The sequence below is a fragment of the Nonomuraea sp. NPDC050478 genome (genome assembly GCF_044458265.1).
GTDB classification, from domain to species: domain Bacteria; phylum Actinomycetota; class Actinomycetes; order Streptosporangiales; family Streptosporangiaceae; genus Nonomuraea; species Nonomuraea ferruginea.
Genome location: NZ_JBITHT010000003.1, coordinates 1,063,117 through 1,083,684, shown reverse-complemented (window position 1 = coordinate 1,083,684; position 20,568 = coordinate 1,063,117). Strand labels below are relative to the sequence as shown.

The 20,568-nt window shown below is 71.4% G+C and carries 11 protein-coding genes and 1 pseudogene; 6 read left to right on the top strand and 6 right to left on the bottom strand.

The features are described from left to right. A pseudogene (locus ACIBF7_RS19270) lies at positions 1–1,332 on the bottom strand (hypothetical protein); the annotation flags it as partial. A 519-nt stretch (positions 1,333–1,851) separates the two neighbouring features. On the opposite strand from ACIBF7_RS19270, the gene leuS reads away from it, so the two are divergent. Together leuS and ACIBF7_RS19260 are read left to right on the top strand one after the other, a co-directional pair. Then, positions 1,852–4,305, top strand: a complete 2,454-nt coding sequence (gene leuS, locus ACIBF7_RS19265; RefSeq protein ID WP_397197733.1) for a leucine--tRNA ligase — start codon at positions 1,852–1,854, stop codon at positions 4,303–4,305. A 179-nt stretch (positions 4,306–4,484) separates the two neighbouring features. Continuing rightward, positions 4,485–6,593: a transglycosylase domain-containing protein gene (locus ACIBF7_RS19260; RefSeq protein WP_397197732.1), complete on the top strand. Its 2,109-nt coding sequence runs from the start codon at positions 4,485–4,487 to the stop codon at positions 6,591–6,593. Positions 6,594–6,595: 2 nt separating this feature from the next. Here ACIBF7_RS19260 and ACIBF7_RS19255 read toward each other — a convergent pair whose 3' ends face one another. Both ACIBF7_RS19255 and ACIBF7_RS19250 read right to left on the bottom strand, forming a co-directional pair. Beyond that, positions 6,596–7,564: a TIGR03557 family F420-dependent LLM class oxidoreductase gene (locus ACIBF7_RS19255; RefSeq protein ID WP_397197731.1), complete on the bottom strand. Its 969-nt coding sequence runs from the start codon at positions 7,562–7,564 to the stop codon at positions 6,596–6,598. Positions 7,565–7,571: 7 nt separating this feature from the next. Beyond that, positions 7,572–8,015, bottom strand: a complete 444-nt coding sequence (locus ACIBF7_RS19250) for a hypothetical protein (RefSeq protein WP_148030135.1) — start codon at positions 8,013–8,015, stop codon at positions 7,572–7,574. 153 nt (positions 8,016–8,168) lie between these two features. Here ACIBF7_RS19250 and ACIBF7_RS19245 point away from each other — a divergent pair, with 153 nt between their 5' ends. After that, a complete protein-coding gene (locus ACIBF7_RS19245; protein WP_397197730.1) occupies positions 8,169–11,318 on the top strand; it encodes a S41 family peptidase in 3,150 nt (1,049 codons plus the stop codon). Positions 11,319–11,368: 50 nt separating this feature from the next. Here the strand turns inward: ACIBF7_RS19245 and ACIBF7_RS19240 are convergent, their stop codons facing one another. The 3 genes from ACIBF7_RS19240 to lexA form a co-directional block, all read right to left on the bottom strand. After that, positions 11,369–12,481, bottom strand: a complete 1,113-nt coding sequence (locus ACIBF7_RS19240; protein ID WP_397197729.1) for a MalY/PatB family protein — start codon at positions 12,479–12,481, stop codon at positions 11,369–11,371. A 34-nt stretch (positions 12,482–12,515) separates the two neighbouring features. Continuing rightward, complete coding sequence (locus ACIBF7_RS19235) at positions 12,516–12,923, bottom strand: DoxX family protein (RefSeq protein ID WP_148030137.1); 408 nt, start codon at positions 12,921–12,923, stop codon at positions 12,516–12,518. A 248-nt stretch (positions 12,924–13,171) separates the two neighbouring features. Further along, a complete protein-coding gene (gene lexA, locus ACIBF7_RS19230) occupies positions 13,172–13,879 on the bottom strand; it encodes a transcriptional repressor LexA (RefSeq protein ID WP_148030138.1) in 708 nt (235 codons plus the stop codon). Positions 13,880–15,043: 1,164 nt separating this feature from the next. On the opposite strand from lexA, the gene ACIBF7_RS19225 reads away from it, so the two are divergent. The 3 genes from ACIBF7_RS19225 to ACIBF7_RS19215 all read left to right on the top strand — a co-directional run bounded on the left by ACIBF7_RS19225 (position 15,044) and on the right by ACIBF7_RS19215 (position 20,524). Continuing rightward, positions 15,044–15,700 carry a hypothetical protein gene (locus tag ACIBF7_RS19225; RefSeq protein WP_397197728.1) on the top strand — a complete coding sequence of 219 codons (657 nt, stop codon included), beginning with the start codon at positions 15,044–15,046 and terminating at the stop codon, positions 15,698–15,700. Between the two features lie 505 nt (positions 15,701–16,205). Next, on the top strand, positions 16,206–16,661 hold the full coding sequence (gene nrdR, locus ACIBF7_RS19220; RefSeq protein ID WP_148030140.1) for a transcriptional regulator NrdR: 456 nt from the start codon (positions 16,206–16,208) through the stop codon (positions 16,659–16,661). Continuing rightward, entirely contained in the window at positions 16,658–20,524 is a 3,867-nt protein-coding gene (locus ACIBF7_RS19215; protein WP_397197727.1) for a vitamin B12-dependent ribonucleotide reductase, read from the top strand. Before nrdR ends, ACIBF7_RS19215 begins: the two co-directional genes overlap by 4 nt. Positions 20,525–20,568 lie beyond the last annotated feature (44 nt).

The window sequence follows — 20,568 nt, the reverse complement described above, 5'->3', positions numbered from 1 at the left end:
TCCGTAGGGACCGTCGGCTCCGCCAGGTCCGCCAGGTCCGTAGGGACCGTCGGCTCCGCCAGGTCCGCCAGGTCCGTAGGGACCGTCGGCTCCGCCAGGTCCGCCAGGTCCGTAGGGACCGTCGGCTCCGCCGTGACCGCCAGGTCCGTAGGGGCCATCGAGCCCGCCGGGACCGTACGGGCCGTCGGCTCCGCCTCGTCCGCCGTGGCCCGGCCCTCCGGGGCCGCCACCCGGCCCATGGGAGCCGCCGGACCCGCCGGGACCGTACGGTCCACCGGGCACGCCGCCAGGCCCCCCGGAACCACCGGAACCACCGTGACTACCGGAACCACCCGGGCCGCCGGAGCCGCCTGGGCCGCCGGGACCGCCGGGACCGCCGCCACCCGGACCGGCCGGGGCTTCCACGCCCGCTCCGGCGTGCGCGGCCCGTGCGCCGGGGCCGGCGTAGCCCTCCGGGCCGCCCGCGCCGGGGTAGCCGTTCCGCGCGCCGGGGTCGGCGACACCCTGCCCGCCGTACCCGTCGGGACCCCCGGGGTTGCCGTACCGGTCGGCGCCGTATCCGTCCATGCCGCCGCTGCCGTACGCGTCCGTGCGCCCGGAACCGCCGCCACCGGGGCTGCTGTATCCGTCCATGCCGCCGGAACCGGCGTGGCCGTCCGCGCCGCCGTACCTGTCGGAGCGTCCGGGACCGCCGTAGGTGTCCGGGTGGCTGGGTACGGGGTTGGCGCCCGAACCGGTGAGGCTCGCTCGTCCGTACATCATCGTGTGCTCGTCGGCGGCGGCGGCGGAGCTGCGCGCGCGTCCCGGGTGGTCGTCGAGCCCGCCAGGACCGTACGAGCCGAGGATCGCGGCGTCCGGGTCCACCGGGGCGGGCTGCAGGTCGGGCACCCGGTTCATGGTCATCGTCCCGTCCAGCGGGTCGCCGGGGCGGGAGGTGTCGGCCTGCCGCGGCCAGGGGGCGGGGGAGTTCAGGTTGGACCAGGCGTCGGAGTAGGAGGAGGCCGGCGGCTCGGACCAGGCGGGCACCGGGTCCTTGACCGGCGGCGGCTCCGGCCACGAGGGCTGGGCGGCGGGCGGCGCCTCGGGCCAGGAGGCGCCCCGCGAGGCGGACGGGGCGTCCGGCCACGACGCGGGCGGGGACGACGGGCCCTGCGAGCCCGCGTCGGGCCAGGCGGGGGCGGACGGCGGCGTCTCGGGCCAGGACGGGCCGGGCGGCCGGGACGTGGGAGCGCCGCCCTGCCGGGCGTCCGGCCACGCGGTGGGAATGTCGTCGCGGGGCGGCTCCGGCCACGAGGGCTGAGAGCCTGGCGCCTCGGGCCACGCGGTGGGCACGTCCTGCCGCGGAACTTCGGGCCAGGAGGGTGGCCGGTGCGACGCTCCGGAATTCTCCGATGCCATGGGTTCCGGCCCTCCTGAGCGCTTGTCCGGACTCGACGTACCGTGCATGATCTCATGGGATTTTCCAAGAGAGTCAGCCGACTCCGCAGCGAAACGGGCGAAGCCATGCGGATCGGTCGGCGGATCCTGCATCGGCAGGTCGGCCCCCGAACGTTCCGGTCCAGCTGAGTGCACCACGGTGACGAGCGTATTCTAATGGGACATATGAGGTCACAACGGATAGATCACCATCAGGTCTCGCGAGCCTGAAGGGTCCATTGTGCCCTCGTACCTCGATCGGCCGCCCGCATTCAGCCGAAGACGTGCGCTAGGCTTGACGTATGCGTTCCGCGACCCTGCTCCTTACCGGGCCGCGACGGTTCTGAGTTTCTCGCCGTCGCGGCTGCCCCTCGTCCTGGTCACGGGGGGTTTTCTTATGGGTCCGAGTCCGAGTCAATCAGAAGGACAACCGCCGTGAGTGAGTACGACCCGCAGGCGCTGCAGGCCAAGTGGCAGCCGCGCTGGGAGGAGATGGACCCGTTCCGGGCGAGCGAGGACGCCGCCGATCCCCGTGAGCGGCGCTACCTGCTCGACATGTTCCCCTACCCGTCGGGTGACCTCCACATGGGCCACGGCGAGGTCTTCGCCCTGGCGGACGTCATCGCGCGCTACTGGTTCCAGCGCGGCTACAACGTCCTGCACCCCATCGGCTGGGACTCCTTCGGCCTGCCCGCCGAGAACGCCGCGATCAAGCGCGACGCCCACCCCGCGGAGTGGACCTACCGCAACATCGAGACGCAGGCCAACTCGTTCAAGCGCTACGGCATCTCCTTCGACTGGTCGCGCCGCCTGCACACGAGCGACCCCGACTACTTCCACTGGAACCAGTGGCTGTTCAACCGCTTCTTCGAGCGCGGCCTCGCCTACCGCAAGGGCGGCCTGGTCAACTGGTGCCCCAACGACCAGACCGTGCTGGCCAACGAGCAGGTCGTGGCCGGCAAGTGCGAGCGGTGCGGCGCCGACGTCATCAGGCGCGAGCTCACGCAGTGGTACTTCAAGATCACCGACTACGCGCAGCGCCTGCTCGACGACATGGACCAGCTGGAGGGCGGCTGGCCCGAGCGCGTGATGACCATGCAGCGCAACTGGATCGGCCGGTCCGAGGGCGCCGACGTGGTCTTCGAGATCGAGGGCCGCGACGAGCCGGTGCACGTCTTCACCACCCGGCCCGACACCCTGTTCGGCGCCACGTTCTTCGTGGTCGCCGTCGACGCGGCGCTGGCCGACGAGATCGTCACCGACGAGCACCGCCCGGCCTTCGAGGCCTACCGCGCCGAGGTCGCCAAGCTGAGCGACATCGAGCGGCTGTCCACCGAGAAGGAGAAGACGGGCGTCTTCCTGGGCCGCCACGCGATCAACCCGGTCAACGGCGAGCGCATCCCCGTCTGGGCGGCCGACTACGTGCTGTCCGACTACGGCCACGGCGCCATCATGGCGGTGCCCGCCCACGACCAGCGCGACCTCGACTTCGCCAGGAAGTTCGGCCTGCCGGTGCGGGTGGTGGTCCACACCGGGCTGGCCGACCCCGGCGAGACCGGCGTCGCCACCTCGGGCGAGGGCGAGATGGTCAACTCCGGGCCGCTCGACGGGCTGGGCAAGGCCGAGGCCATCGCCGAGATCATCCAGGTCCTGGAGGCCGAGGGCAGGGGCCGCGGCGCGGTCAACTTCCGGCTGCGCGACTGGCTGCTGTCCCGCCAGCGCTACTGGGGCACGCCGATCCCGATCATCCACTGCCCCGACTGCGGCGAGGTGCCCGTCCCCGACGAGCAGCTCCCCGTCACCCTGCCCGACCTGCGCGGCGAGGCGCTGGCGCCGAAGGGCGTCAGCCCGCTGGCCAGCGCGACCGACTGGGTCAACGTCGACTGCCCCAAGTGCGGCGGCCGCGCCCAGCGCGACACCGACACGATGGACACCTTCGTCGACTCGTCGTGGTACTTCCTGCGTTACTGCTCGCCGGGCTACACCGACGGCCCGTTCGACGTCGAGCAGGTGCGCAGGTGGGGCCCGATCGACCAGTACGTCGGCGGGGTCGAGCACGCCGTGCTCCACCTGCTCTACTCGCGGTTCTTCACCAAGGTCCTGTACGACATGGGCATGGTCGGCTTCACCGAGCCGTTCCTGCGCCTGCTCAACCAGGGCCAGGTCATCAACGGCGGCAAGGCGATGTCCAAGTCGCTGGGCAACGGCGTCGACCTGGGCAAGCAGATCGACGACTTCGGCGTCGACGCGGTGCGCCTGACCATGGTCTTCGCCGGCCCGCCCGAGGACGACATCGACTGGGCCGACGTCTCGCCCGCCGCGTCGCAGAAGTTCCTGGCCCGCGCGCTGCGCGTGATGTCGGAGGTGACCAGCGAGCCCGGCGTCCCGTTCGAGGGCGGCGACGTCGAGCTGCGCAAGGTCACCCACCGCACGATCGACGAGGTCACCAAGCTGGTCGACTCCCACCGCTTCAACGTCGCGGTGGCCCGCATGATGGAGCTGACCACCGCCGCCCGGCGGGCGATCGACTCCGGGCCCGGCGCCGCCGACCCGGCCGTCCGCGAGGCGGCCGAGACGCTGGCCGTCATGCTGTCGCTGGTGGCTCCCTACACCGCCGAGGAGGGCTGGGAGCGCCTCGGCCACCAGGGCGGCACCGTCTCCAAGGCGGGCTGGCCGAGCGCCGAGCCCGCGCTGCTGGTGCGCGACCTGGTGACCTGCGTGGTCCAGGTGGCGGGCAAGGTGCGCGACCGGCTGGAGGTCTCGCCGGAGATCGCCGAGGACGAGCTGCGGTCGATCGCGCTGGCTTCGGAGAAGGTCCGGGCCCACCTGCGGGGCGAGCCCCGGCGGGTGATCGTGCGCGCGCCGAAGCTGGTCAACATCGTCCCCTGACGCGAATCGCGAGGCCGCCGCACCCCCGGGGGGCGCGGCGGCCTTCGTCGTGTACGGGCTGACCAGCGGTGATATGCACACCGATATCACCTGCTTCCCCATATCGCTATTGGACGCCATCCGATCAGGTCTGCTTTGCTCCTGCCCACTGCCGGGCGACAGAAGGACAAAGGGCACTGATGGCACGTCGGGGGACGAAGATCGTACGGCTCACCGCCGCAGGGGCGGCGGCGGGCGTGCTCGTGGCGGGGCTCGCGGCGCCGACCGTGGGCGGCGCGGGTCTCGGGTTCATGTCGGCCGCGGCGGTGGCCGACCTGCGGCCGGTCGAACTGGCCGAGCCGCCGCTGCCCGAGGTCTCGGTCGTGCTGGACGTACGGGGCAAGGAGATCGCCCGCTTCTACGAGGAGTACCGCGAGGTCGTCGGCCTCGACCGGGTCGCGGAGGTCATGCGGACGGCGATCGTCGCCATCGAGGACTACCGCTTCTACGAGCACGGCGCGATCGACCTCGAAGGCACGATCCGGGCGCTGGCCAAGAACCTGCAGGCGGGCCGGGTGAGCCAGGGCGGGTCGAGCATCACCCAGCAGTACGTCAAGCAGGTGCTGCTCAACGCCGCCGGCACCGAGGAGGAGCGGAACGCCGCCCTGGAGTCCAGCTACGCGCGCAAGCTGAGAGAGCTCAGGTACGCCATGGGCGTGGAGGAGAAGTACACCAAGGACCAGATCCTCGAGAAATATCTGAACATCGCGTACTTCGGTGCCGGCGCCTACGGCGTCGAGGCGGCGGCCAAGCGGTTCTTCGGCGTCCGGGCGAGCCGGCTCACGCTGCCGCAGGCGGCCACCCTGGCCGGCGCCGTGCAGGACCCCAACGCCACGGACCCGAACCTCGGCGAGAAGCACCGCGCGCGACTGCTGAAGCGCCGCGACGTCGTGCTGAACCGGATGGCCGAACTGGGCGCGATCACCCCGGCGGAGGCGGCCAAGGCGAAGGCCACCAAACTGGGTTACAAAGGCAAGAAGCTCCCCGGTGGCTGCGAAGCCAGCAAATATCCGTACTTCTGCATATATGTCCGCCAGGAGATCGCCAACAACCCCGCCTTCGGCAAGACCGCCAGGGCGCGCCTGCGCATGCTCAACGGCGGCGGCCTGACCATCAGGACCACGCTCGACCCGGCCATGCAGGCCGCCGCCGACCGGGCCGTCAAGAGGTACGTGCACGCCTCGGACCACCCCGTCGCCGCCGAAGCCCTCGTCGAGCCCGGCACCGGAGCGATCAGGGCCATGGCGGCGAGCAGGCCGTACGGGCGGAGCAAGGCCAGGAACGAGATCTCGTACAACGTCGTCGCGGACGCCGGGCACGGCGGCGGCGCCGGCTTCCAGGCGGGCTCCACGTTCAAGACCTTCACCCTGATCACCGCGCTGAAGCAGGGCATGAAGACCGGCGACGGCCTGAGCGCGGGGGCGGGCTACCGGGCGCCGGGTCCCGCGGCGTTCAGGAACTGCGCGGGCGAGAACGTCGGCGACTCCGGCCACACGGTCACCAACGACGAGGGCTCGCCGGGATGGAAGACGCTGCGCACCGGCACCTGGAGCTCGGTCAACACGTTCTTCATGGAGCTGGAGCGGCGCGTGGGCCTGTGCGAGACGGTCACCACGGCCGAGGAACTGGGCATCCGCCGGGCCGACGGCCGCCCGCTGAGCGAGTACGAGACGTTCACGCTCGGCATCGACGAGATGGACCCGGTGACGGTGGCCGGCGCGTACGCGGGCATCGCGGCACGCGGCCGCTACTGCGCGCCGATGGCGATCACCCGGATCACCGGCCGCGACGGCGAGGCCACCGCCTACCGGCCGAAGTGCCGTCAGGCGCTGGAGCCCGCCGTCGCCGACGCGACCGCCGACGTGCTGTCCGGTGTGTTCACCGACGGCACGATGCGCGGCGTCGGCGGCATCGGCCGCGACGCGGCGGGCAAGACCGGCACCACCGACGGCTACGCGACCGCCTGGTTCGCCGGCTTCACCCCCGACCTGGCGGCGGCGGTGAGCATCGGCGACCCGCGCGGCTCCCAGGCCCACAAGCTGGCCGGGGTGACGATCGGGGGGAGGTACTACGGCGCCGTCGACGGGGCCGCCCTGCCGGGCCCCATCTGGAAGGAGACGATGATCGGCGCGCTGGCCGGCTCGCCGCCGCAGCGGTTCACCCCGATCGACTCCGCCCGGTTCGGCGGGTGCTCCCAGGACTGCCGGCCGGAGCCCGAGCCCACGGACGAACCCCGCGACGCGGAGTGAGCTCAGAGGCGGCGCAGAGCGGGCAGGAGCTCCTTCTCCGCCCACTGGAAGAACGGTTCCTGCTGGTCGGCGCCGATCTGGACCAGGGCGACGTGCGTGTGGCCGGCCTCTAGGTAGGCGCGGACGGCCTCGACGACCGCGTCCACGTCGGAGCCGCACGGGACGCTCCCCGCCACGTCGTCGGGCCTGACCGTGCCGGCCGCGGCGCGGAAGTTCACCGGGCCGGGCAGCTCGGCCATCACCTTCCAGCCGCCGACCGCCGACCAGCGCCACAGCCGGTGGGCCCGCTCCTTCGCCGCCTCCGCGTCGGTGTCGTAGGCGATCGCGAGCTGCCCGTACACCGGCTTGCCGGAGCCGCCGTCGTTCTGGAAACTCCGCACCACGTCCGGCATCGGCTCGTTGACGACCAGGACGTCCCCGTACTCGGCCGCGAGCCGCGCCGAGGCGTCGCCGGAGGCGGCGATGCCGATGGGCACCGGATCGTCCGGCAGGTCGTAGAGCTTGGCCGAGTCGACGTCGTAGAACTCGCCCTGGAAGGTGACGTAACCGCCGCCGAGCAGCTCCCTGATGATCCGCACCGCCTCGCGGAGCATGCGGTGGCGGACGTCGGCGGACGGCCAGCCCTCGCCGACGACGTGCTCGTTCAGGTTCTCGCCCGCGCCGAGCCCGAGCGAGAACCGGCCCTCGCTCAGCACCGCCATCGTGGCGGCCTTCTGCGCCACCACCGCCGGGTGGTAACGCATCAGCGGGCAGGTCACGTACGTCATCAGAGGCAGGCGTTCGGTCGCCTGCGCGGCGGCGCCGAGCACGGACCAGGCGTACGGTGAGTGACCCATCTCCTCCAGCCACGGGAAGTAGTGGTCGGAGATGACCGCGTAGTCGAAGCCGGCCTGCTCGGACCTGGCGGCGAAGTCCACGAGCTGCCGTGCGGGCGTCTGCTCGCACATCAGGGTGTAGCCGAACTCTGCCATGGTGGCCCTACTTTCCGGCGTACGGGGACGCCATCCGGTCGCCCAGCTCCTCCAGCACCAGCCCGAGTCCGATGCCGAGCATCCAGACGTCCTTGGCCAGACCGATGCCCTCGGGCGTGGGCTTGAGGCTGCCTTCCTGACGCATGCCGGGGGTCTTGAGATAGAGGCCGAGCAGCCCTCCGGCGAAGGCGGTCAATGCCGCCCCGGCCAGCAGCGAGGGCACCATCGGCAGCAGCAGCGCGGCGCCGAGCGCGATCTCGCTCTTGGCCAGCAGCCTGGTGAACTCCTGCGGCTCGTGCTTCTCCAGGAAGGGGTAGACGCCGACGGCCATCCCATGGGTGCCGGCGGCGGTCCCCTCGTCGGCGCCGGCCTTGCTCAGGCCGGAGTTCAGGATGAACGCCCCCGCCGCCACGCGGGGCGGGATCTGGTGAGGACGGGCGAAGATACGCATGTATGCCTCCCGACTATGCGTCGCAACACCCCCTTCCCGTGATTTTTCACGACATCCGGGAGTCTGTCTGGTTTTGACCGTGTCTTCATTCCTCGCAGCCCTCGGCGCGAAATCGTGTCATCCCCTCGGCGGAGCGCGCACTAGTGTCTACCTGTGACAACTGGCGCATACCTGAGATTCCCCCACCTGTGCGGTGACCTGGTCACCTTCGTCGCCGACGACGACGTCTGGCTCGCCCCGATCGCCGGCGGGCGCGCATGGCGGTTCACCGCCGACCGCACCCCCGTGTCGAACCCCCGTCTCTCACCCGATGGCGCCCGCATCGCCTGGACCAGCACCCGCGAGGGCGCCCCCGAGGCGTTCGCCGCCGAGCTCGACGGGCCGGAAGGCGAGCGGCTCACCCACTGGGGGAGCCCGTCGACCCAGGTGCGCGGATGGAGCGCCGACGGGCAGGTGCACGTCGTCAGCGCCGCCGGGCAGGGCGGCCGCACCAGGACGTGGGCCCACGCCGTCCCGCTCGACGGCGGCCCGGTCACCCGCCTGCCGTACGGGTGGGTGAGCGAAGTCGCCGTCAGCGGCGACCGGGTGGTGACCGTCTCGCCCATGTGGCGCGAGCCGTCCCAGTGGAAGCGCTACCGCGGCGGCACCGCCGGCAAGATCTGGATCGACGCCGAAGGCTCCGGAGAGTTCACCCGCCTGTTCGCCGACAACCCCGCCCAGCACTGGGCCGCCATGTGGATCGGCGACAGGATCGCCTTCCTCGCCGACACCGACGGCATCGGCAACCTCTACTCGACCCTGCCCGACGGCTCCGACCCGCGCAGGCACACCGGCCACGAGGAGTTCTACGCCCGCCACGCCACCACCGACGGCGAGCGGATCGTCTACAGCCACGCCGGTGACCTGTGGCTGCTGGAGAGCCTCGACGCCGAACCGTACCGGCTCGACATCAAGCTCGGCGGGCCGCGCCCGGCCCGCGCCAGGCGGCCGGCGCCCGCCCGCGCCGGCGGGTTCTCCCCGGACGCGACCGGCCGCGCCAGCGCGGTCGAGATCCGCGGCACCGTCCACTGGGTGACCCACCGCGACGGCCCCGCCGGCACGCTCCGCGCCGAGCCGGGCGTCCGGGTACGGCTGCCGCGCGTGCTCGACTCGGACGGCCGCGCCCTCTGGGTGTCCGACGCCACCGGCGAGGACGGCCTGGAGATCGGCACCCCCGGCGGTGAGATCCGCACCCTCGCCGCCGGCGAGCTGGGCCGCGTGCTCGACCTGGCCGCCTCGCCCGACGGCAAGCACGCCGCCGTCGCCACCCACGACGGCCGGCTCCTGGTCGTCGACGTCGAGACCGGCGCGCACCGCGAGCTCGACCGCACCGGCCACGGCGACATCAGCGGGCTCACGTTCTCTCCCGACTCCGCCTGGCTGGCCTGGGTGCACCCGCACCAGGAGCCGCTGTCGCAGATCAAGATGGGCCGCGTCGACGGCACCTCCACCATCGAGGTGACGCCGCTGCGCTTCGCCGACTACGACCCGGTCTTCACCCGCGACGGCAAGCACCTGGCGTTCCTGTCGGTGCGCACGTTCGACCCGGTGTACGACGCGCACGTGTTCGACCTGTCGTTCCCCGTCGGCTGCCGCCCGTACCTCGTGCCGCTGCGCGCCACCACCCCCTCCCCGTTCGACCCCAGCCTGCAGGGACGGGGCTTCAACGGCGAGGACGACCACCCGCAGGCGGAGGAGAAGAAGAAGGACGACGCGCCGCCGCGCACCGAGGTCGACCCCGAAGGGCTCGCCTCCCGCGTGGTGCCGGTCCCGGTGCCCGCCGGCCGTTACGTCAACCTGCGCACCGCCAAGGACGCGCTGCTGTGGCTGCGGCACCCGCTCGCCGGCCGGCTCGGCGACGGCACCGAACCCGCCGGCGAGATCACGCTGGAACGCTACGACCTGAAGAAGCGCGCCAAGAGCGAGCTGGGCAAGGAGTTCCGCGCCTTCGAGGTGAGCGGCGACGGCACCCGGCTCGTGCTCAACGGCAAGAACGGCCTGCAGACCCGCTCCGCGAGCGAGGGCGACGAGGTCGTCACCATCGAGCTCGACCGGGTCGCCGTCCAGCTCGACCCCGTCGCCGAATGGCGGCAGGGCTACCGCGAGGCCGGCCGGCTCATGCGCGACCACTTCTGGCGCGCCGACATGAACGGCGTCGACTGGCAGGGCGTCCTCGACCGCTACGCGCCCTTCGCCGAGCGCATCGGCGCCTACTCGGAGCTGATCGACCTGCTCTGGGAGGTGCAGGGCGAGCTCGGCACCTCCCACGCGTACGCCATCGGCAACGGCCCCACGGTCGACCCGCGCCGCCGCCAGGGCCTGCTCGGCGCCGACCTGGCCCGCGACGAGGACGGCACCTGGCGGGTCGAGCGCGTCATCGCGGGCGAGTCGTCCGACCACGACGCGCGCTCGCCGCTGCTCGCGCCCGGCGTCGCGGTCCGCCAGGGCGACGCCCTCGTCGCCGTCAACGGCCGCCCCGTCGATCCGGTACGCGGGCCGCTCCCGCTCCTGGCGGGCACCGCGAACCAGCCGATCCAGCTGACCGTCCGCCCGGCCGCCGGCGGCGAGACCCGCAAGGTCGTGGTCACCCCGATCGCCGACGAGACCCGGCTGCGCTACCACGACTGGGTCGAGGGCCGGCGCGCGTTCGTCCGGGAGGCGTCCGGCGGGCGGCTCGGCTACCTGCACGTGCCCGACATGGTGGCGTCCGGGTGGGCGCAGTTCCACCGCGACCTGCGTACCGAGATGGCGTACGAGGGACTCGTCGTGGACGTGCGCGAGAACGGCGGCGGGCACGTGTCCGAGCTCATCCTGGAGAAGCTGTCGCGCAAGGTCACCGGCTGGATCCGGGTCCGCGGCCACCAGCCGATGCGCTACCCCGAGGACTCCCCGCGCGGGCCCGTCGTCACCGTGACCGACGAGTTCGCCGGCTCCGACGGCGACATCGTGAGCGCCGGCATCAAGAACCGCGGCATCGGCCCCCTCGTCGGCGTCCGCACCTGGGGCGGCGTGATCGGCATCGACTCGCGCTACTCGCTGGTCGACGGCACCGTCGTCACCCAGCCGCGCTACTCGTTCTGGCTGGAAGGGCACGGCTGGGGAGTGGAGAACCACGGCGTCGACCCGGACATCGAGGTCGTCATGACACCGCAGGACCGCGCGGCCGGCCGCGACCCTCAGCTGGAGAAGGCCGTGGAGCTGGCACTCTCCGCCCTGGAGGAGCGCCCCGCCGCCACCCCGCCCGACCTCCCGCCCCTGCCGTAACGACCCCGGGGGACGGCTCCTCGGCCGGAGAGCCGTCCCCGCCCGGCCGATCAGGAGGTCACGGTGGCGATCCTCCGCAGGATCTCGGCGAGAACGGGCTCGGAGGTGGCGAAGTTCAGCCGGACGAACGTCTCGCCGCCCGGCCCGAACACGGCGCCGTCGCTGAGGAGGACCTTCGCCTCCCGCTCCAGCTGCTCCGCCACCGCGGGACGGCCGTAGTCGAGCCATGCCAGGTAGGTGGCCTCCGGCACGCGGTACGTGACGCCCTCGGGCAGGTGTTCGGCGATGACGCGCCGGTTCCGGTCGAGCAGCGCGACCGTGTCCGCCAGCCAGGCGTCACCGTGCCGCCAGGCGGCGACGGTCGCCTCCACGCCGAACACGTTCGCCGAGCCGAAGAGGAACGGCGGCTGGGCGTCCAGCGCCCCGCGCAGCCCGGGGGAGCCGAGGTGCGCCACCGAGCAGCGGATCCCGCCCAGGTTGAACGCCTTGGTGGCCGAGGTCAGGGTGACCGTCCGGTCAGGCAGGATCGTGCCGAACGGGATGTGCCGGTTCGGCTCGTACACCAGGTCCCCGTGGATCTCGTCGGAGATGACCAGCAGATCGTGCCGTTCGGCCAGCTCGGCGAGCTCCTCCAGCTCGGCCCGGGTGAAGACGCGGCCGGTCGGGTTCTGCGGGTTGACCAGCAGCAGCACCTTGCACCCGGACAGGTCGGGGATCTCGGCGCGCCACGAGTCGCCGTCCGGCACGAGCCGGATGGGGCGCAGCGGCCGGTCCATGGTCTCCAGCGTGCCGAGGAACGGATGATAGGCCGGGGTGTGCAGCGCCACCCCGTCTCCCGGGGCCGTCCACACGTGCAGCAGCACCTGCAGGGCCTGGTTGATGTCGGAGTAGGAGCGGACCAGGCCCGGATCGGGCTCCCACCCGTATCGGGCGGCCATCCGCTCCGCGAACGCCTCGGCGAGCGGCCCGCTCTGGGGGCTGTCGAGCCACGAGGGATAGCCGAGGTCGCCTTCCGCCCGGCGGCGCAGCGCCTCGACCACCTCGGGAGCGGACGGCAGGTCCATGTCGGCCACCCACGCGGGGATGACCCCCGGGTCGGCCTTCGCCCACTTGAGCCCGTCGTTGCGTGCTTTGAACGCTTCACCCACGAATGTGTCGCTCACCCAGACATTCTAGGAATGTCGGCCTTCGTACGGATCAGCCGCCGGCCAGCGACCGCCACAGCCGGTCCGTACGATCACGCCGCCCCCACGCGATCAGCCCGCTCACCACGAGCAGGACCAGCGGCAGCGCCACAGGCCCGCCGCTCACGAACGCCTCGGTCAGCACCGCACCGGCCATCAGCCCGGCGCCCGCCAGCGCGGCCGCTCCGGCCACCGGGGGCGCCAGCAGGCATACCGCCATCGCGACCTCCAGCACCGCGACCAGGTAGCGGAACCAGTCGCCCCATCCGATCGCCTCGAACGTGGACACCGACGGCTCAGCCCCGGTGAACTTGCCCATCGCCGCCATCAGCAGCATGCCCGCCATGACCACCTGGAGCACCCACAGGCCGGCCCCGGCCAGCCGCCGCCCGGCACTCGGCCTCGTCTCGATCTTCTCCATGCCGCCGAGATTATGGACTGCGATCAACCGCCGGAATGCGGCTGGTTACCGGACAAGGGTGGAGGTAGGTGCACTTGCCCGGAGACGCGCCGTGTGCGACGGAACCATGGAACCCGGGCAGCCGGAGAGGCGCCCGCCGGACAGGACGCGCGCGGAGAGGAGGACGGCGGCCATCGGCGGGCTGGTGCGCGAGAGCCGGTGAGGAGCGCGGTGCGGGACGGCCGCACCGCGTCTCACACGGCGAGGGGTCAGAGGCGGCGCAGGACCGCCACGACCTTGCCCAGGACGCTGGCCTCGTCGCCGGGGATGGGCTCGTAGTTGTCGTTGTGCGGCACCAGCCAGACGTGGCCGTCCTTGCGCTTGAAGGTCTTGACCGTCGCCTCGCCCTCGATCATCGCGGCCACGATGTCGCCGCTCTCGGCGACCGGCTGCTGCCGGACCACGACCCAGTCGCCGTCGGCGATCGCGGCGTCGATCATCGAGTCACCGGTGACCTGCAGGAGGAAGAGCGTGCCCTCGCCGACCAGCTGCTTGGGAAGCGCGAAGACGTCCTCGACGCTCTCCTCGGCCAGAATCGGGCCACCGGCGGCGATGCGGCCGACCAGCGGGACGTAGGCGGCGGTGGGCCTGTTGACGGGGGCGTCGTCGGTGGCGGTGTCGGGGTCGACCCACAGCACCGGCTCACCCGGCAGCCGCACCTCCAGCGCGCGCGGGCGGTGGGGGTCTCGCCGCAGATAGCCCTTGCGCTGCAAAGCCGTCAACTGGTGCGACACGCTGGACGTGCTGGTCAACTGGACGGCCTCGCCGATCTCGCGCATGGACGGCGGATAGCCGCGCTGCTGCACCGAGTCGCGGATCACCTCGAGGATCTTGCGTTGCCTGGGGGTCAGCCCCAGTGAGTCACGCCTTCGCACCGCGAGGTCACTGACCCCATTGGCGTCATCCCGCTCGCTCATGCCTCTCCTCCTCGCCCGGCAACCCGCCCCGCGGGCGAGGCTCCCGGTCCGTGGTCCTGATGTCGCACACAGCGACCGTATCTCTGTTGAAGATCATCTTCAAACAGTTGTTCGAGTCTTCCTCGAAAATGTCGGCAGTGTGGTGTAGAACATCGTACGGGAGTTCGATCGACACCGTGTTCGATTTGCCGATCTTTCTACGGCCGTTTCCGGGGGCCACGACGGCGGGAGGTCCATCATGCGAACGACCAGACGGAGCCACTGCGCAGCGGGCTCACCCACGGGCCGCATCCACGGGATGATCTGATGGCGGATCCGACCGGCGACCACGTCAAGCGCCTCACCCTCATCGTCGACGCCACCCAGGAGGGGAGCCCTCAGGGACGCCACCCTCGCCCCGAAGCGCCCAGGCGGAATAACGACGGCGGAGCGGGCCCTCGATCGCGATGGGCCGCCGACGGCAAGCGCCCCCACCTGTACCTCGTCCCCCCAGCCCGCCCCGACTCGGACACCAGCCCTGGCAGGTGGGGGAGAAGCGACGGCGGGCCCGTCCGAGGGGGAGAGCGAGCGCCCGGAGCCGGTCAGGTCGTCAACGGCGGGTCCGTCCGAGGGGGAGAGCGAGCGCCCGGAGCCGGTCAGGTCGTCAACGGCGGGCGCCAGGCGGCGGGCGAGCGTGCGCCGGGAGGCGTCGTCAATGGCGGGTCCGTCCGTACGGAAGAGTGTGCGCCTGGACCCGGTCAGGTCGTGAACGGCGGGTCTGTTCGAGGGGGAGAGCGTGGGCCGCGAGTTGGCCAGGCCGTCAATGGCGGGCGCCGGGCGGCGGGTGAGCGCGTGCCCGGAGTCGGTCAGGTTGTCAACGGTGGGCGCCAGGCGGGGGGCGAGCGGCGGGTCGTGGAGCGGCGCCGGAGGCAGGGTGCGCCGGAAAGGCGCCTGACGGACGACGGCCCTCTGCGGCGTTCCGGCCTCACCGGCGAAGACGGGCTCGGCGACGGTCGCGCTGAGCGGTCGCCGGTGTCCCCGGCCCGAGTGCGGGGGCTCCGGCGGGACGGGGCGTCGATGGTACCCAAGGGGAGTGCGCGCGCAGCGCAGGGGGAGCGGGCCCCGGCGGACCTGCAATCGAGGCGCCGGACGCGTAAGGGGGACGGCGCGATTGAAGGGGACGCGGTGCGGGCGCGTCGCCGCGTCGTCGTGCCCGGGACTCCAGCGCAGCTCGGCCGGCCAAGGATGGGCTGGTTCCCGAGGTTCGCGCGGATCGACAGGGCCGGTCGCGCCGCACAGGTTGACAGGGCCGGTCGCGTTACGCAGATCGATAGGGCCGGTCGCGCCGCACAGGTTGACAGGACCGGCCGCGCCACGCAGGTCGGCAGGACCGGCGGCACCACGCAGGCCGACGGGGTGGGCCGCTCCGCGGGGGCCGACAGTGGGCGGCGTGCGCGGGCGGGGAAGAGGCTGCGGGGTGGCGCGGCCGAGACCGCGCCGGTGCGGTTGACGCGGCGGGGCCGCGCGGCGCTGGTGCTGGTCATGGCGCTGCTGTCGCTGGGCGGGTTCTGGCTCGGCACCAGGGCGGCCGGCCACGCAGGGGTCGAGCGCTCGCCGGGCGCCGTCGGCCTGTCGTGGGCGCAGGTGCGTGAAGGTGACGACCTGTGGAGCGCCGTCGGCCCGCCGTGGGTACAGGTGCGTGAAGGCGCTAGCCCGAGAAGCGCCGTCGGCCTGTCGTGGGCGCAGGTGCGTGAAGGCGGCAACCTGTGGAGCGTCGCCGGCTTACCCTGGGCGCAGGTGCGTGAAGGCCACAACCTGAGGAGCGTTGCCGGCCTGTCGTAGGCACAGGTGCGTGAAGGCGACAACCTGAGCGGCGCCGGCGTCCACCCCGGCGAGGACCTAGGGGCCGTCGCGGACGAGGCAAAGCGGTTCGACGGGCTGACGAGTCCGCCCAGATGGGCGGGCACCCGCTTCCACGGCCCCGATGGCGTCGGCACCCCTTTACACCAGGGACAATAGGTGACCGTGCGATGCCCGCGAGCCTCCTGTGAACAAACATCACGTACGTGACGCGTACCAACAAAAGTGACACGTCCCGGACGACACGCCGAGGCGGGGCGGGGACGCGGGGGCTGATCAGCGACTTCGGCCGGGCGGGCCCGGCCAACTTGCGTTCATGGTCGCGCGCTTCTACGGTTGGACCACAACATCTAGTAGTTACACCGATGTAGTTCACCACACCTTGTGTTTCGGCGACCGCACCAGACAGAAGCTCCGGTGCGTGCGCGAGCGTCCCCAGAGGCGGATGCCGTGCCTGTGGTGACCCCTGAAACGAGGAGGCGTAAGCGTGCATTGTCCGTTCTGCCGCCACCCCGACACCAGGGTCATCGACAGCCGCTCCACAGAGGACGGCGCGGCGATCAGACGCAGGCGCACCTGCCCCGAATGCGGGCGGCGATTCACCACCCAGGAGACCGTGCTCCTCATGGTCAGCAAGCGCAGCGGAGTCACCGAGCCGTTCTCGCGTGACAAGGTCGTCGCGGGCGTGCGGCGAGCCTGCCAGGGCAGACCGGTCAGCGAGGACTCACTGGCGCAGCTGGGGCAGAGGGTGGAGGAGGCCATCAGGGCCAAGGGCGCGGCCGAGATCGCCTCCAACGAAGTGGGGCTGGCGATCCTCGGGCCGCTGCGCGAGCTCGACGAGGTGGCCTACCTGCGGTTCGCATCGGTTTACCGCGGTTTCGAGAGCCTGGCGGACTTCGAGGCCGAGATCAAACAGTTGAAGGCGGAGAAGGGGGAGTCATGACGGAGACGTCCAGCGGATCAGTGGCGCGCGGAGGCAAGCGTCCCCGCAAGGGTCTGAAGATGAAGCGGATCTTCACCACGCCCGGCGTGCACCCGTACGACGAGATCGCGTGGGAGCGCCGCGACGTCGTCATGACCAACTGGCGCGACGGCTCGGTCAACTTCGAGCAGCGGGGCGTCGAGTTCCCCGACTTCTGGTCGATCAACGCGACCAACATCGTGACCACCAAATACTTCCGCGGCGCGGTCGGCACACCCCAGCGCGAGCACAGCCTGAAGCAGCTCGTCGACCGGGTCGTCGGCGTCTACACGCGGACCGGCCTGGACCACGGCTACTTCGCCAGTGACGAGGACGCCGAGATCTTCGACCACGAGCTGAAGTACGCCCTGGTCCACCAGATCTTCGCCTTCAACTCCCCGGTCTGGTTCAACGTCGGCACCCAGTCGCCCCAGCAGGTGAGCGCCTGCCAGCCGTACGACGCGCTGGTGAGCACGCCCGACGGGCTCGTCCCGATCGGCAAGCTCGTCCAGGACAACGCGATCGGCGCCAAGGTCTACGACGCCCACGGCCTCACCCGCGTCATCGCCACCAAGGCCAACGGCGTGAAGAACGTGCTGCGCCTGCACACCAAGGCGGGCTACACGCTTGACGTCACCGGCGACCACCTGGTGTGGAAGGCCACCGGCGACGGCACCGGCCACTTCGTGGAGGCCGCCACCCTCAATCCCGGAGACCAGCTCGAGTGGCACCGGCGCGAAGCGTTCGGCGAAGGCGAGATCGACTTCACCGAGGTGGCGGAGGCGGCCCTCGCCGGCTGGCTGCAGTCCGACGGCTTCGTCGGACAGTACGAAGGGACCGACAAGTCCCTCACCATCGAGGCGATGACCGTCAACGACGCCGAGCTCGCCTGGGTGACCCGAGCCCTCGACGTCGCGTTCCCCGACGTGCACCGCAAGGAGTGCACGGTGGAGACGCAGGACACCTCGCTCGACTGCCGGCTCACCCGCCTCTACGGCAAGTCGCTGGAAGGCTTCGTGGACAAGTGGGACCTGCGTCGGCGCGGCGTCGACATGTCCGTCCCCGCCGGTCTCTTCACCGCTCCGCTGCCGGTGGTGGCCGCCTATCTCCGCAGCGTCTTCCAGGCCGAGGGCTTCGTCTCCGCGAGGGAGAGCTCCACCGTCGTCGAGGTCGACATGATCTCCGAGGAGCTGATCCGCGGCATGCAGCGCCTGCTGCTGCGCTTCGGCATCTACGCCCGCGTCGGCTTCAAGAAGGACGCCAGCGACGACCGCAAGGGCTGCTGGACGCTGCGCATCCAGTCCGCCGGCGACCGGCGCACCTTCGCCGACGAGATCGGCTTCGTCGACGAGACCAAGTCCGGCAAGCTCGAGGCGAGCTTCGACAAGCCGGGACACCCGTCGAAGGCGACCAAGCGGCTGGAGATCGACCGGGTCGAGGACCTCGGGCCGATGGAGGTCTACGACATTCAGACCGAGAGCGGCGAATACCTCTCGGGCAACCTCCGGGTGCACAACTGCTTCATCCTCGCCGTGGACGACACGATGGAGTCGATCCTGGAGTGGTACAAGGAAGAGGGTGTGATCTTCAAGGGCGGCTCCGGGTCGGGCGTCAACCTGTCCCGCATCCGCTCGTCCAAGGAACTGCTCTCCAGCGGCGGCACCGCCAGCGGTCCCGTGTCGTTCATGCGCGGCGCCGACGCCAGCGCCGGCACGATCAAGTCCGGTGGCGCGACCCGCAGGGCCGCCAAGATGGTCGTGCTCGACGTCGACCACCCCGACATCGAGGAGTTCATCGAGACCAAGGCGCGCGAGGAGGACAAGGTCCGCGCGCTGCGTGACGCCGGGTTCGACATGGACCTCGGCGGCAAGGACATCGTCTCGGTGCAGTACCAGAACGCCAACAACTCGGTGCGGGTCTCCGACGAGTTCATGCGCGCGGTGGAGAAGGGCGAGAAGTTCGGCCTGCGCGCCCGGCTCACCGGCGAGGTGATCGAGACCGTCGACGCCCGCGACCTGTTCCGCAAGATGGCGAAGGCCGCGTGGGAGTGCGCCGACCCCGGCGTGCAGTACGACGACACGATCAACGACTGGCACACCACCCCGGAGACCGGGCGGATCACGGCCAGCAACCCCTGCTCCGAGTACGTCCACCTGGACAACTCGTCCTGCAACCTGGCCAGCATCAACCTGCTGAAGTTCCTCAAGGACGACGGCTCGTTCGACGTGCCCGGCTTCGTCAAGCTGACCGAGCTGATCATCACGGCGATGGACGTCTCGATCACGTTCGCCGACTTCCCGACGGAGAAGATCGGTGAGACGACGCGCGCCTACCGGCAGCTCGGCATCGGCTACGCCAACCTGGGCGCCCTGCTGATGGCGACGGGTCACGCCTACGACTCCGACGGCGGTCGCGCGGTGGCCGGGGCGATCACGTCGCTGATGACCGGCGTGTCCTACCGCCGCAGCGCGGAGCTGGCCGGGGTGGTCGGCCCGTACGACGGCTACGCGCGCAACGCCGAGCCGCACAAGAGGGTGATGCGCAAGCACGCGGCGGCCAACGACAACCTGCGCGCGATCGGCGCGATGGATTCCAAGATCCACGCCGAGGCGTCGCGGCAGTGGGCCGAGTGCCTCAAGCTGGGCGAGCGGAACGGCTACCGCAACGCCCAGGCCAGCCTGCTCGCGCCCACGGGCACCATCGGCCTGATGATGGACTGCGACACGACCGGCATCGAGCCCGACCTGGCGCTGGTCAAGTTCAAGAAGCTCGTCGGCGGCGGGTCGATGCAGATCGTCAACCAGACGGTGCCCCGGGCGCTGGTGAAGCTCGGCTACCAGCAGGAGCAGATCGAGGCGATCGTCGAGTACATCGCCGAGCACGGCCACGTGGTCGACGCCCCCGGCCTGCGGCAGGAGCACTACGAGGTGTTCGACTGCGCGATGGGCGAGCGGGCGATCGCGCCGATGGGTCACGTGCGGATGATGGCGGCGACGCAGCCCTTCCTGTCGGGCGCGATCTCCAAGACGGTCAACCTGCCCGAGTCGGCCACGATCGACGACATCGAGCAGGTCTACCGTGAGGGCTGGGAGCTCGGCCTGAAGGCGCTGGCGGTCTACCGCGACAACTGCAAGGTGGGCCAGCCGCTGTCGGCAGGCGGCAGCAAGAAGGAGGAGCCGAAGGCCGCCGAGCCGGAGGTCAAGGTCGTGGAGGTGGCGCGGCCGACCAGGCGGCGCATGCCCAACCAGCGGCCGAGCACCACGACGCGGTTCACGGTCGGCGGCGCCAAGGGCTACATGACCGCCTCCTCCTACCCCGATGACGGGCTGGGCGAGGTCTTCCTGAAGATGTCCAAGCAGGGCTCGACGCTGGCGGGCGTCATGGACGCCTTCTCGGTGGCGATCTCGATCGGGCTCCAGTACGGGGTGCCGCTGGAGACGTACATGAGCAAGTTCGTCAACATGCGCTTCGAGCCGGCGGGCATGACGGACGACCCGGATGTCCGGATGGCGACGTCGGTGATGGACTACATCTTCCGGCGGCTGGCGCTCGACCACCTGCCCTACGAGGAGCGGGCGGCGCTCGGCATCTTCTCGGCGGCCGAGCGGGCGGCGCAGCAGCGCGGCGAGGACCCGGCGGCGCTGCAGGAGACGGTGGAGTCGCTGGCCCAGTCGGCGCCGATCGAGGAGAAGCCGAAGCAGGAGCCCAGCAAGGAGCTGACGCTGGAGAGCCACCAGCGCTTCACCGCCGACGCGCCGCTCTGCATGACGTGCGGCACCAAGATGCGCCCGGCGGGCAGCTGCTACGTCTGCGAGGGCTGCGGCTCGACCAGCGGCTGCAGCTGAGCGAGGGGTAGATCGTCCGCTAACGAGGTGCCGGTGCCGATCCG

Excerpts from the sequence above, each read along its gene's own strand:
- ACIBF7_RS19260 (WP_397197732.1), top strand. The coding sequence starts at position 4,485 with ATGGCACGTCGGGGGACGAAGATCGTACGGCTCACCGCCGCAGGGGCG.
- ACIBF7_RS19255 (WP_397197731.1), bottom strand. The coding sequence starts at position 7,564 with ATGGCAGAGTTCGGCTACACCCTGATGTGCGAGCAGACGCCCGCACGG.
- ACIBF7_RS19250 (WP_148030135.1), bottom strand. The coding sequence starts at position 8,015 with ATGCGTATCTTCGCCCGTCCTCACCAGATCCCGCCCCGCGTGGCGGCG.
- ACIBF7_RS19235 (WP_148030137.1), bottom strand. The coding sequence starts at position 12,923 with ATGGAGAAGATCGAGACGAGGCCGAGTGCCGGGCGGCGGCTGGCCGGG.
- lexA (WP_148030138.1), bottom strand. The coding sequence starts at position 13,879 with ATGAGCGAGCGGGATGACGCCAATGGGGTCAGTGACCTCGCGGTGCGA.
- ACIBF7_RS19215 (WP_397197727.1), top strand. The coding sequence starts at position 16,658 with ATGACGGAGACGTCCAGCGGATCAGTGGCGCGCGGAGGCAAGCGTCCC.